We start from the raw sequence: 13,479 nt of genomic DNA on the forward strand, positions 1-13,479 counted from the left end.
TTGATCTCCTGGTTTTTGGGTAATTAAAGATTCATCAATTGTTTTTTGTTTTGGTAAGCTAGAGAATGATTGGGTTTCAAAAATAAAGTAAACTCAAAATCTCTAATAGCTTGTTTATAATCTCCTGTTTGTTTGTAGTTCATACCTCGTTGAAAGTAAGCCTCAGCATTATATTTGTTTAACGCTATAGTTTTATTAAAATCTCGAATTGCATTTGAATATAAACCTATTTCAGCATAAGCTATTCCTCGATGATAATAGGCTTCAAATTCATCAGGGTTATGATTTAAGACTAAATTAAATTTTTCAATTGCTGCTTGATAATCTCTGGCTTGTAATTTTTCTTTGGCTAATTGTAGCTCTTGTAATAAAGTGATTGTAGAAATTTCATGATCTGCCTCCTCAAATAGAATTTCAATATCTTCATGAGCTTGATCTGTTAAAATTTCAATTTTAAAAGGATCATAACTTGCATCAATATCAAGCTCATTAGATTCAAGTAGTATATCAGGTATTTTCTGGGGTAAAAATTCCATTTCAAATGGGTTATCATCTTGCTTTTCAGAAAAGTTATCGATTTCAACATCAAGTTGAATATTTTTCGGAATATCTTCCCATAGTATTTTGTTAACCTGAGCAGTATTTTCTTGATTTTCAATAATTTGATCTAAACCAAAAAATTCATCGAAGGTTAAAATATTTGTGGAAACTTGGCTTGATTGGGTTACTTGATTTTGTAAAGCATCTAGTTTAGCTCGAAGATCATCATTAGGGGCAATATCTAAAGATTTTTGATAATTTTCAATAGCTTCATTACTGTTTCCTAAAGCTTGATGAGCATCACCTTGTTGAGTATAGGCTTGAGATAACCAGCTATCAGTATCAGTCTGATTAAAACTAAGACTAATAAGACTAATAGCTCTATTACTATCTTCAAGAGATTGTTGATACTCTCCTAATGACAGATGAGCAAAACCTCGTCTAACATAAGCAGGCATATCATGAGGATCAACCCTGATAATTTGGGTACAATCTTCTATTGCTTGCTGATATTGACCTAATCGAATATAAGCCTCCCTGCGCCAACCATAAACCTGAATACGATTAGGATTAAGGCTTAATGCTCTAGTGAATTTGTCAATAGCTTGCTGATATTTTTCTTTATTAAACAGATTAATTCCCTGATTAAAACATTGCTCAAATAAACGATTATTAGCATTAGTTAGATGTTGATGAGCATTAACATGATTAGGATTAAGTCTAATCGCTTCTTTACAGTCATCAATAGCTTGTTGATACTCTCCTAATTCCATCTGAGCAAATGCTCGGTTATTATAAGCATTAGGATCATTAGGATTCAGCCTAATTGCTTGATTGCAGTCGTCAATAGCTTGCTCGTAATTTTTCAGATAATTATAAGCATTTGCTCGGTTAATATAAGCATTAACATAATTAGGATTTAGCCTAATGGCTTGGTTGCAGTCGTCAATAGCTTGCTGATACTTATTTAGACAATGATAAAGATAAACATAACCTCGCCAAGCGTAAGCATCAGCATGATTAGGATTAAGGCTTAATGCTCTAGTAAATTTGTCAATAGCTTGCTCATAGTTTTTATGATTAAATGCTGAAATACCCTGATTATAATAGTCATCGAAAGACATCTGGTGGGGTAAAGTATAGGCTTTTGTTTTATCATTTGTTTCGCATTGATTACATCTATTATTGAGAAATCGGTAACTTTCTTCATGATAGCCGAGTTGACAGCGAACACAAAGATAAATTGTTTCTCCGGGTTTAAATTCTTGTCGAGTGACTACATCTTTTTGTCCAATTAAGTTTCTCAACAGTTCATCAATATCAAAGAAGTGTTGACTTCCGCTTAAAAAATCATGATCAACAATAGGATTTGATGTCTGTGATGATGATGATGTTGTAGATGTGGGATCTTCTATCCAACTAATACCATGCCTATCTACAGTTGCAGAAGAAGACGAGCTTGTAGTGTTGGCTTGATTTTGCATTTGAGAAGTAGACGACTCAGAGGCGGATTGTGAATTGTTAGAAGATGCCACATTATTAAAAATAGATATAATCCACCATAAACCTAATGGAATAACAATAAACCAGAGGGGCGGAATTAATAAACACAAGAAGACTGAACAGCTTAAGCTTATACAGCCGCAAGTTCCTCCTGGGTTATCAGTCTGTTCATTACTCATAGGTCTATTTTTTCCGTTTGGTCTGGTAGTAAAATAAAAAAATTATTTTTTAATTAAAAATACGTTTATAATACTTTTTTTAGGTTGTTAACTTATAAAAATTATCTAATAAAATTAACAACCATTTCATTTTGATTAAAAATTTTAGGGGGATTCAAAAATAATAATATCGTTCTCATAGATTGTTATTAAACTTTAGGATATTCAGTAAAAGCTAAAGCTCAAAAACAATCTATGGGATTTTGAAGTTGTGATCTCCTATTAATTGGTATCGGATTTGACGGATTCTTGTCTTGTGTCTTGAGTCTTAAATAAATTAGGTTGGACTTTTTGAGCTTGTTCCCCTAAAAAGTAACCAATTTTATTTTGTACTGGATCACAGACAATGGATAAACACCAAGGATGGGGGAAAAAAGAGCGTTGAGTCCGCATATCTGTTCCCGACATAAAGACACCAATATTAGGGTGAGAATGATACCAGCCAATAATATTTGCTTCTGGATGAGTTGCTTTAGCGTGGTTCATAATTCCGACCCAAGAATCTGGTGTAAATTCTAAAGATGCTCCAGTTCCAATGGTTGCGGGTGCAGGTACAGCGGCTGTTACTTCCACATAAATCCCAAACGTAGGATCAGTGTAAGCATTACCAAATAAAATTCCCCCTTGTTCAACCCTTAAGTTACTTTGTAAATGCTCTATTAGATTTTTTAGAGCATCTTCTAATATATAAACTTTAGGGTATTGTGGAGTAATATTGCGCTCTTGTATAAATTCTTGAATTGGCTTTTCTGTTGGTTTAAAAACATCCTCAGATTCTACCCATTCAATCATTGATTGAGATTTAATCACCTCCTGTTTTTTATATTCATCTGGAATTGATTCATCCTGATCAAGCATTTCTGGCCTTAAATTTTCTTGTGCTTGAGGCAAACCCAAGGTTTCTGAATCATTTTTTTTTGCCACCATAGCTTTTACAAAAGCCAATATTTTCTCTAGTTTTTCAATGAAAGTTGTACTCCAATTCATACATCATTCCAAACGATTTGAGCTTGTGGCTTTTTAGCACTTTTGAAGGTTTGATTATCCACTGGATAACGGTTAGGGTTCCGATTAGCCCAGTCTTTTGCATCACCATTAGCAGGACTATTCAAATTTAGAACGTCCTTGGAATACTGGATAATTTTGCCAATCCGAATCACTAATTCAGAAAGATTTTCTGCCATTGTCCAATAGGAACCCAGACAAACACGTTGGTTTGTATAAACATTAGGGTGAAAAATAGGGGTTAAAAACTCAGCAGAAGGTGAATTTTTTGGATAGTCATTGCTGAGAGTAATTTTAACTCGATGATTTGTACAAAAAACTGGATCATTACCTTGTAATCGTTCAATTCCTTTGCATCGGTATTCAATCACATATTCATAAGCGGGTTTACCTTGGCTAGAAATTAAAGCAATAGTTCCACCTGAATTAGCAATCAGTTGTGAAACTTCATTAAAGTCATTTTCTAAGCGTGTTTCACGAATTCCCATAATCAACCTGCCTCTAAAATAGGATAAACTTCGAGAACATCATTTTCCATAACCCCAACTGTTCCTAGTGTTGTTCCTGGATCAAGTTGTTGGCCTGTTCTTTCTACACGCACAGCGTAACTGGTTTTATTGGGAAGGTTCCAACGTTGTTGCGTAGCTTGAACCAGTTCTTCAACGCTGAGATTTTTAGGCAAAGTCACAGACGCTTTACGAGTTTGATCAGCCGAGCGAATTACTAAAGAAATTGAATCAGACATACTAACTCCTAAATTGGACAAAACTGAATTGCGATTTGACCTTTCGAGGTCTTGCAATGTAGTATCTCGTTCTCTGGTAGACATAATTCTCCCAAGGTTAAATCTTCTCCACATTCCTGTAGTGAAAAATTCTGAATCACTTCAAAACTTCTTTCTTGGTGACACTTAGGACAAGCCAGTTTAGATTCAGAATATCGACTTAGAGGAAGATTAACGCGCTCTTGATAACCACATTCTGAATTCAAGCATTGCATTGTACTAATGATTTCTTTTCGCAATGAGAGAATCGGTTCTGGAAATCCAGATTCTTCAATCTGCTTAAGAATTTGTTGAATTGTCAGATTAGAATTATAACCGATCTGAACTTGAGGTTCAAGAGCTAAATCATGAGCAATACAAGTTTCTTGGCGTTGAATTTGTACCTTAAATACCATCCAAGGATTTAAGCCTAAAAACACTTTTTCTCCAGGGTTGAGAAAACCCGGTTGTTCATGTAAATAAAGTAAGGCTTGCTGTACTTGCATCGCTCCAACAATGGAAGCAATTGTGGCAGTGGTTGGCATTGCTGTTTCTGGAATATTCCGCTTCATTCCTTGGCAAGAATAACGTTGGTTGCGTCGTTCCCACATTGCATTAGAAATGCTGCATTCATAACAAGCTGCCTCGGTTTTAGGGTCAAAAAAACTAACTTCTCCTTCCCCTACACCAAGACCACCATTAATCCAAGGAATTCCAGCGCGATAAGCCATTTGGTTGATAGCCCAGCGTGCATTTACACTATCTAAACAGCCAATAATAATGTCATGTTTTCGGACATCTCCAATACTGAGATCAAATTCCAAATCTCCGTAAATTGTTTGGATAGATAATTCGGGATTAATTTCTAAAGCTCGTTGACGTGCAATTTCGACTTTTGGCAATCCCACATCAGACTCTCGAAATAAAACAGAACGGGTCAGGTTGGTAATAGAAACAGTATCAAAGTCAATGATAGTTATATTACCAACACCAACAAGGGCTAGGTTTTTAAGAACTTCATTTCCTAATGCACCTGCTCCTGCAATTAAAACCTTTGCAGATTTTAATCGTTCTTGTTGCCACCAATCAATTAAATGGTGCCGATCATAACGGCTTTCAACTTCAGTTTCGATAACAAATGAATCCATCAGAGCCAAGTTAGAGTTTATAGTCCCCCTAAAATAGAGGAATTTACCGAGTAGCAATGAGTGGGACGATTAAGGAAAAATCTCAATCCAGATCCATCGTTGCAACTTAGGGGCTATGGGAGAAATAACTGATAAGAGAACTATCAGTTTACTTATAGATTAAAGGTTATAACTTGTCTATGATTTTGTAAATCAGTAAAATTACCGAACTTTCATCTTTTTTAATATTTCGGCTCAATTTACCCCCTCGTTAGTGGAGCTATTTCGCTAAAATAAGCTCTCTAAAACTCAGGGGTGATGGTGCTACCAGTCCGAATCTGATTCGTTTCCCTCCCACATCTCCCGTTCTGAATCTCTTTCTAATTCCCGATCTAAGTCGTTTTGTTCTCGGTAATCATCGTAACTATCCTGAGTATCTCGGTCAGAGTCATATTCGTGGTCGTTGTTGTTGTAACCGTCCTCACCTGGGCCAAAATTATCGTAACGCATGGTCACTAATCCCTCATGATCGTTTCTCCTGACCTATTGCCACCTGCGAACAAAATTACGCAAATTTTCAAAAATTTTTTAGAGTAGTAGGGGCGAGTTCAGTCGAGTTGCTGTTAATTAGGAAAGATATTGTTGAACCCGCCCTTATAAACTTCTTTTACTCATCAATAACTTTTCCCCGCATTATCTTCAAATGTGAGTGTTTAGTTTTGCTATCCAAACGCTTTCTCTGGGAACTCCGAGTCGGTTTACTCGGTTTGCGGGGTTTGGGAAGCGAAATCGCACTTTTAATTAAGTCTTGAAGTCGTTGTAAAGCGTCTTCTCGATTCTGTTCTTGGCTGCGATGTTTCTGGGCTTTGATAATAATTACCCCTTCTTGACTAATACGCTGATCATTTAATGTTAATAGTCGCTTTTTATACTGTTCAGGTAATGAAGAAGCGGAGATATCAAAACGTAGATGAATTGCAGTTGCTACCTTGTTAACATTTTGTCCCCCGGCTCCCTGAGAGCGAATTGCACTCATTTCAATCTCATGCTCTGGAAGGCTGAAAGTGTTAGAAATTTTTAACATAATTGATTAATAATTTTAGGAAAAAATAGCAAAATTAAACACGGGAAGGAAGAATAGCTAAGTCTGTTTTTGGGTCAAATAAATGAATTTTTTCCGGTGTGAGGGCTAACCAAATTTTTTCACCCTGTACAAATTTCGTTTCGGCGGGAATTCTGACTTGTAAGGAGAAAGAAAGATTATTTTCTCCGAATAGATGAACCCATAATAATGTTTCATGTCCTAATGCTTCCATTCTATCAACAATTACGGGTAAATTTTTAGTAGCTGGACAACTAACAATTAAGTGTTCCGGTCTAATTCCTAAGATTAATTTTTCTTCCTTCTGGCGAGGTAAAACCGTTTGCCAAATATCGGGTAAAGTTAAACGGAATTGAGCATGGGTAATTAATAAAGGAGCGATAAATTGAATCGGAATAAAATTCATGGGGGGAGAGCCAATAAACTCTGCTACAAAGCGATTATTAGGACGATTATAAAGTTCTAAAGGGGGAGCAACTTGTTGAATTCTACCTTGATTCATCACCGCAATTCTTGACCCCATGGTCATGGCTTCAACTTGATCATGGGTAACATAAATCGTAGTTGTCCCTAATTTTTTTTGTAATTCTACAATTTGAGCCCGGGTTTCGGTTCTTAATTTTGCATCTAAATTAGATAGGGGTTCATCCATTAAGAAAACCTGGGGATTTCTAGCCATGGCTCGACCTAATGCGACACGCTGTTTTTGCCCGCCTGATAATTGTTTGGGATATCGATCTAATAAGGATTCAATTTGTAATAATTGGGCAACGGTTAAGACTCTTTCGGATACGGCTTTTTCTCGTTCTGAAAGATAGCGAAATTGGGAAGGAAGCGATCGCGTTATTCTTACAATAGCATCTTCTAACCACAGGGGCGCGAAGATTTCATAATCTCCAAGGGTCAAGGATAATTGTTGATTAGAACCTAAATTAGAGTCTTTTCTGGGAATAATTAAAGGCTGTTTAGGTTCTGTTTGCCGATAGGAACGACGCAACCCAAAGGCTAAGTTATCATAAACTTTTAAATGGGGATATAGGGCATAATTTTGAAACACCATGGCAATATCTCGCGCCTTGGGGGGTAATTCATTAACTAATTTATCCCCAATATAAATATTACCGCCCGTAATGGTTTCTAAGCCCGCAATTAATCGCAATAGGGTACTTTTCCCACAACCGGAAGGCCCGACTAATACCATGAATTCCCCATCCAATATATTCAGATGTACCCGTTTTAAAATCGCCTGACGGGTGAGGGTTGACTCTAAGAGTTCCGATGAGTTTTTTTCCTCGGAGGCGGTTTGACGACGGGTGGGAAAACTTTTATAAATATTATCTAAAATAACTTCTGCCATTTTAATTTTACCTAATTTTCTTGATAGTATAGAATCGGGTTTTACTTTCTAGTTCCCCCCTTATTTAAGGGGGGTTAGGGGGGATCTAGGACTTGGGTTCAAATTAAGAAATTTACTATTTTAGTGTAGGGGATAAATGTCACCGCTATCGATATCAGTTTTAGCCCAAAACCCCTAATTATAGCCGAGATTAGATCCCCCTAAATCCCCATTAACAAGGGGGACTTTGACTGTTAATTCAATACCCTAGGATTTGATCGAGATGATTTTTTCATCGGGTTTGAGTTTGAAAAGGCGATCGCCTGTACTATCTTTTGTGGATAGATGAATTTGATCCGTGGGAACATGAATAATTCGATTTTCACTGGTTAACAGATGGATCTGTTGTCGGGGTTTAGCCGGGGCAATTCCTACTAATATATCATTAGGAGATTTAAACTGGATCATGGAAATTCCGATTCCACCTCGGTTACTTCCCCGCACTAATTCCATCGCAATTCGTTTAATATAACCCTGTTCTGTGACTAATAATAAACTGCCTTTAGGTGATAGGGTAACACATCCAATTAAATGTTCTTTTTGTCTTAACCGAGTTGCTTGGGAACCCTGGGCGACTTTACCCATAGGAGGTAGTTGTTCATCATTGAGATCAAATCGTAAGAGTCGCCCCCCGGATGTGGCTAAGACTACTTTTTCATCGAGTTTAGCTAGGGTAGCAAAACATAATTCATCGTCATCTTTTAGTTTAACAATGGTACTCCCTCGGTTGGTTAATTCCGCTAATTCTATTAAGGGTAAACGCTTAATTTTCCCTTGTTGAGTTAGGGTAATTAGATCGGTTTTATCGGGAAAAGCTGATAATAGAAATTGAGCAATCATTAAGTCTTGGGGATTAATTGATGTATCTTTATAGGCGGAAGGTGATAATAAGGTAATAATGGGTTTTCCCTTGGAACGATTGTTACCCACAGGAATATCCGCTACACTCAAGGGATAGGCTTTTCCAGTTTTCAACACCATCACTAGATTTTGACTGGTTTGAGTATTGTGGGTTTGGGTGATAAAATCATCGGTTTCCTCAATATTAATAGCGGTCTTATTTTCAGTTTGATTCCGTTTAGAATCTGCGGTTTTGGGAGAGACTCGCCGAATATAACCGCGATGGGTAATTTCAATTACGGTTTCTTCATCCACCGGGGGTAAGGGTTGTAATACATCGGGAGGGGATGTGAGTTCTAAGATCTTTTCTTTGGATTTTTTAGCGGTTTTATCGTCAGATGTAATAGTAGTCTGACCCTGGGGATAAATAATTCGAGTCCGTCGTTCATCGCCATATTTTCGTTTAAGCGATCGCAATTCTTTTTTTAAGAATTTTAACAGTTCAGGACGTTCATCCAGTAACCGTCTTAACTGTTCAATATGAGTTGTTAATTGGGTAAATTCTTCCTGCAACTTTTGCCTTTCTAACCCAGTTAACCTACGCATAGGCATGGCTAAAATAGCATCGGATTGAATATCACTAAACCCTAATTGATTTTCTAAGGTTATTTTTGCCGTGGAACCATCGGGGGCATTTCTGAGAATTTCAATCAGACTATCTAAATTTTCTAAAGCCAGTAATAACCCTTCCACTAAATGACAGCGACGTTCGGCGGCTTCTAATTCATGGCGATATTGACGGGTTAAAGTATGTTCCCTAAAGGTGAGAAATTCTTGGAGAATTTGTTTTAAACTTAATTGTCTAGGTTGTCCATTGACAATGGCTAAAAAAATCGCCCCAAACTTAGTCATTAATTCCGTTTGTTGATAGAGATGATGTAACACCACCTCGGGGGAAAATTCCCGTTTTAATTCAATCACGACTCGAATTCCTTCGCGATCGCTTTCATCCCGAATATCAGAAATTCCTTCTAATTTTCCCGCATTTACTAACCCGGCAATTTTTTCAATCCAAGCCGCTTTATTCACCTGAAATGGGAGTTCCGTGACAATAATTGCGTTTTTAGTCCGACGTTTTTGGGCGGTGGGAACTTCTTCCATTTTCGCCACCCCCCGCACCACAATACTGCCTTTTCCGTGATGATAAGCTTCAGCAATTCCTTCGGTGCTAATAATTTCTCCCCCCGTGGGAAAATCCGGCCCGGGAATCAATTCGATTAATTTTTGATCGGATAATTCAGGATTATCAATTAAGGCAATGAGTCCATCGACCACCTCCCCTAAATTATGGGGAGGAATATTCGTCGCCATCCCGACAGCAATTCCCGAAGATCCATTTAATAATAAAAACGGCAGTTGGGCGGGTAAAACCGTGGGTTCCTGTTGAGAATTATCAAAATTACTAATAAAATTAACTGTAGCTTCCCCGACTTGGGAGAGTAACCCTTCATGACCAACCGCAGCTAAACGGGTTTCGGTGTAACGCATTGCCGCCGGGGGGTCATTATCCACAGACCCGAAGTTACCATGACCTGCTAATAATGGATAACGACTGGAAAACTCCTGAACCAATCTGACTAAAGCATCATAAACCGATTGATCGCCGTGGGGGTGATATTTACCCAGAACATCCCCAACTACCCGAGCACATTTGCGGTAGGGACGGTCGGGAGTCAGCCCCAATTCGTGCATCGCATATAAAATCCGACGATGTACAGGTTTGAGCCCGTCGCGAACATCGGGTAAAGCTCGACCAACAATCACACTCATGGCATATTCGAGGTACGATTGTTGCATCTCGGTATGAAGCGATGTTGTGATCACTTGCCCAGAAAAGAGGTTTAACTGTTTAGCCATGAGTTTAGTTGAGTCTACAGCGATAGGGTTCTGATCTTAGATTATGGCGTGATCGGTTGTTTCGATCACGGCTATCTAACAAAGCTCAGGGGATGTGGTTACTTTTTTGAGGATAACCAATTGCGTTCAATTTGACGAGTCAATCAAGTTGTGTATAGACGTGATCTGCTACCTTAAATAGTTGGAACATAAAGTTTGGGGAAGTAGCGCTCGACAACATCAGTAGGAAATCCCAAGCGGACAGCACCCTTGGGAGTATCTGAAACTAGAAGACCCACCTCAACTAATTTCTTTAGCACTGTTCTAGCTTGTCGCTCTTTGTAACCTGTGATTGTAGCAGCCTGACCACGCTCAAAAGAACCAGAATAGAGTGCTTCCTTAAGTAAAGGAAAAGAACGTTCAAGTAACCGTCCGGCTCGAATTTCCTCCTCCACATAGAGTTCAATGCGATTTAAGAGTTGGGAGGGTTCTAGTAGTGAACGCATGAATGTCACTTGGTCGATACAAGTCTCTAAAAAGAACTTACAAAACTTCTGCAAACCAGCCTCTGTCAAATTTCCACGACCGTCTAAATCGTTCCATCGTCGCTTGTCGGCTGCCATCAATAAATCTCGATATAAATTAGCATTTCTGGCTAAACCACGAGAGACAGACCACAAACTACTGCCCACCCCAATTTGCCTTAAAAAAGCATGAGAAAACAGCCGTGTCACGCGACCATTGCCATCAAAGAAAGGATGAATCCAAAGCAGCCGATGATGAGAAGCAGCCACAGCAATGACTTGCTGAATTAAAGATAAACGTTTGGGATTATAGGCTTCTTCAAAACGCCCTAAAAAACGTGGAATTGCTGGAGCGCTAATCGGAACGTGAGCACCGACACTCACATCCCCAGTCCGTAATTCTCCCGGTTTGACTTCAACCCGTTTCTTGCCTTGGGGGTCTTCAACGTAGAGTAAGTCAGAAGAAAGTCGTTGACAAAACTCACGATGAATCCAGATTAGGTAATCAGTTGTTACTACTGCACAATCTTTTTCTTCCCCGTTATCAATCATCCGTTGAACTTCGATATGAGCTTTAGCTTCTAGTTGTAGAGAGCGTTTTTTCGGCTCCTGGGAAAAGTCATTTGCTAAAGCTCGGTCTATATCTCTAGGATGTGTATTGTGCCCCTCAATCAGATTACTGTAATAGCAATTCATGGAACGGACAAGCTCTCCCATACTTAAGGCGACACTGGGAGTCACCTGTGCGTTAAGAGCCCTGCTTAAAGCAATCAACTCAGTTGCTAAATCGTCCAACAACTGATTACCTACTGCTGGGAGCATTGGTTCCATCAAATCAACAGATTCGATAAATTCGGTGGGACTAGACATTTTGCCGTTCTCTAAAACCATACATATTGATTATAAGCTATGGCTTTCAAGTTTCAAATATACAGATTTTTGCCGATGTTTTTGCCGATAATTTCAAGGAGAGATCAATTTCCGCAGCGTTTCTTAGACAAAGGTTTCTGGCATTTACTGTCGGGCTATTCCTGTCAACCCGTTGAATGGGCGTGGTATGATAACCTTTCGGTACTGGAGAGTGAAAAATAGAAATATTAGGTGGTTCCATTTGAACAGTATATCGGTTGGGAGACTTAAATGAAGACCGTTCTGATTGTAGAAGACGATCAGGTTAATGCTCGTGTTTTTTCAAAAATATTGACAAAACGGGGTGGATTAGCCGTTAAACACACGGAAAACGTGGAAGAAGTGATGGATATTGCTCGCACTGGGGAGGCTGACTTGATTTTGATGGATGTTTCCCTAGCGCGCAGTGTCTATCAAGGGAAACCAGTTGATGGAATTAAAATTACCCAACTCCTCAAAGCTGATCCCACAACCGCGAAACTGCCGATTATTTTAGTGACGGCCCATGCCATGGCTGGAGATCGGGAGGATTTTCTAGCCCAAAGTGGAGCCGATGATTACATCTCTAAACCCGTTATTGATCATCAAAAGTTCGTGGATAAGATTAAATCCTTGCTATCACCCGAGGAGTAGGCCGTAATAGGGGAACTGGAATCAATCTTTTTTTCCAGTACCTACTGCTGCTTTGTACTCCTAAGAGGTAGGGATGATCCTAATCTTGAGACTAGGGACTTGGAGAGGGAGGTTGGGTATCTTTAACTTGAACTAGCACTTTTTGGATTTGAGGATTAGCTAGAAATTTTTGGGTATCTTTGATTAAGCGATCGCCCCAAAGATTTTCTTTCAGATAATCAGAGTCGGCATAACGGCCATCAAGACGTAAAGCCGTTTCTCCTAAAGATAGGGCCTCTTGAGCTTCTCCTTTAGTGTACAGAGCAACGGCTAAGGCTAATAGGGGTTCGGCGGCTTTGGGATCAATCTTAATCGCCTGTCTCCATTTGCTGATCGCCGTATCGATTTCTCCCTGTTCATACTTGACTAAGCCCACATTATTAATGGCTGGCCAAAGACTACTTTCTTGGGAAAAGGCTTTCTCGTATTGTATAACTGCCTGCTCTAACCGCCCCAACTTATAATAGGCATTGCCCAAATCAAATAACGCCCCCGGAACCTTCGGGTCAAGTTTCAAAGCAGCTTCTAGGGATTGAACGGATTTTTGATAGTCCCCTTTTTTGAAGTAGGCTTCCCCCAAAATAAACTGAATCCCAGGGTCTTGGGGTTCTAAGTTTTTGGCTTTTTGTAAAAATTCAATCCCTTTATCGAGTTCATCTAATTGCAGATATAAACTGCCTAATAGGGCCCAAGCTTGATAACTGTCCGGTGCCAGTTGAGTCGCAAGTTCTGCCCGGGGTAAAGCTAATTGATATTGTTGAAATCGGGTTAACTGAGCTGCTTCTTCGAGCAACCCTAATCCAGTTTGTTTAAGTTGTTCTGAGTCTAGGGCGGGGGTATAGGGAATCAGGGCTTGTCCCATGGCTGATTTGGCGACATTCCACAAACTCAGAGTAAGGATTACGGACAGAATCAGGGTTCGATTTCGCACAGTAAGAGGTAACCTAAATTTTTTAATATTTTGCGAGTTCTATTGATCATACA

The 13,479-nt window shown here is 39.0% G+C and carries 12 protein-coding genes; 1 reads left to right on the forward strand and 11 read right to left on the reverse strand.

Translation table 11 applies throughout. The features are described from left to right. Nucleotides 1-23 precede the first annotated feature (23 nt). The 10 genes from AC2D3N_RS13005 to AC2D3N_RS13050 all read right to left on the reverse strand — a co-directional run bounded on the left by AC2D3N_RS13005 (nucleotide 24) and on the right by AC2D3N_RS13050 (nucleotide 11,784). Nucleotides 24-2,222, reverse strand: coding sequence for a tetratricopeptide repeat protein (locus AC2D3N_RS13005; RefSeq protein ID WP_484691086.1), 2,199 nt, complete (start codon nucleotides 2,220-2,222; stop codon nucleotides 24-26). Between the two features lie 261 nt (nucleotides 2,223-2,483). Beyond that, nucleotides 2,484-3,248, reverse strand: coding sequence for a Mov34/MPN/PAD-1 family protein (locus AC2D3N_RS13010; protein ID WP_484691087.1), 765 nt, complete (start codon nucleotides 3,246-3,248; stop codon nucleotides 2,484-2,486). Beyond that, complete coding sequence (locus AC2D3N_RS13015; protein WP_484691088.1) at nucleotides 3,245-3,754, reverse strand: ubiquitin-conjugating enzyme E2; 510 nt, start codon at nucleotides 3,752-3,754, stop codon at nucleotides 3,245-3,247. The genes AC2D3N_RS13010 and AC2D3N_RS13015 overlap by 4 nt, the downstream gene beginning before the upstream one ends. 2 nt (nucleotides 3,755-3,756) lie before the next feature. Beyond that, nucleotides 3,757-4,011 carry a ubiquitin family protein gene (locus AC2D3N_RS13020; protein WP_026787947.1) on the reverse strand — a complete coding sequence of 85 codons (255 nt, stop codon included), beginning with the start codon at nucleotides 4,009-4,011 and terminating at the stop codon, nucleotides 3,757-3,759. 8 nt (nucleotides 4,012-4,019) lie between these two features. Beyond that, nucleotides 4,020-5,177, reverse strand: a complete 1,158-nt coding sequence (locus AC2D3N_RS13025) for a HesA/MoeB/ThiF family protein (protein ID WP_484691089.1) — start codon at nucleotides 5,175-5,177, stop codon at nucleotides 4,020-4,022. Between the two features lie 303 nt (nucleotides 5,178-5,480). Continuing rightward, nucleotides 5,481-5,666, reverse strand: a complete 186-nt coding sequence (locus AC2D3N_RS13030) for a hypothetical protein (RefSeq protein ID WP_484691090.1) — start codon at nucleotides 5,664-5,666, stop codon at nucleotides 5,481-5,483. Nucleotides 5,667-5,823: 157 nt separating this feature from the next. Next, nucleotides 5,824-6,240 (reverse strand): alternative ribosome rescue aminoacyl-tRNA hydrolase ArfB, encoded by a 417-nt coding sequence (gene arfB / locus AC2D3N_RS13035; RefSeq protein WP_484691091.1) that lies wholly within the window; start codon nucleotides 6,238-6,240, stop codon nucleotides 5,824-5,826. Between the two features lie 34 nt (nucleotides 6,241-6,274). Further along, on the reverse strand, nucleotides 6,275-7,615 hold the full coding sequence (locus tag AC2D3N_RS13040) for an ABC transporter ATP-binding protein (RefSeq protein ID WP_484691092.1): 1,341 nt from the start codon (nucleotides 7,613-7,615) through the stop codon (nucleotides 6,275-6,277). Nucleotides 7,616-7,861: 246 nt separating this feature from the next. After that, complete coding sequence (gene gyrA / locus AC2D3N_RS13045) at nucleotides 7,862-10,411, reverse strand: DNA topoisomerase (ATP-hydrolyzing) subunit A (RefSeq protein ID WP_484691093.1); 2,550 nt, start codon at nucleotides 10,409-10,411, stop codon at nucleotides 7,862-7,864. Nucleotides 10,412-10,584: 173 nt separating this feature from the next. Beyond that, nucleotides 10,585-11,784 carry a Fic family protein gene (locus tag AC2D3N_RS13050; RefSeq protein ID WP_484691094.1) on the reverse strand — a complete coding sequence of 400 codons (1,200 nt, stop codon included), beginning with the start codon at nucleotides 11,782-11,784 and terminating at the stop codon, nucleotides 10,585-10,587. Nucleotides 11,785-12,054: 270 nt separating this feature from the next. On the opposite strand from AC2D3N_RS13050, the gene AC2D3N_RS13055 reads away from it, so the two are divergent. Continuing rightward, nucleotides 12,055-12,456, forward strand: a complete 402-nt coding sequence (locus AC2D3N_RS13055) for a response regulator (protein WP_079681122.1) — start codon at nucleotides 12,055-12,057, stop codon at nucleotides 12,454-12,456. A gap of 91 nt (nucleotides 12,457-12,547) precedes the next feature. On the opposite strand, the gene AC2D3N_RS13060 is transcribed toward AC2D3N_RS13055, so the two are convergent. Beyond that, nucleotides 12,548-13,426 carry a tetratricopeptide repeat protein gene (locus AC2D3N_RS13060; RefSeq protein WP_234996818.1) on the reverse strand — a complete coding sequence of 293 codons (879 nt, stop codon included), beginning with the start codon at nucleotides 13,424-13,426 and terminating at the stop codon, nucleotides 12,548-12,550. Nucleotides 13,427-13,479 lie beyond the last annotated feature (53 nt).

Source organism: Planktothrix sp. PLAVEN19ND (genome assembly GCF_057220675.1).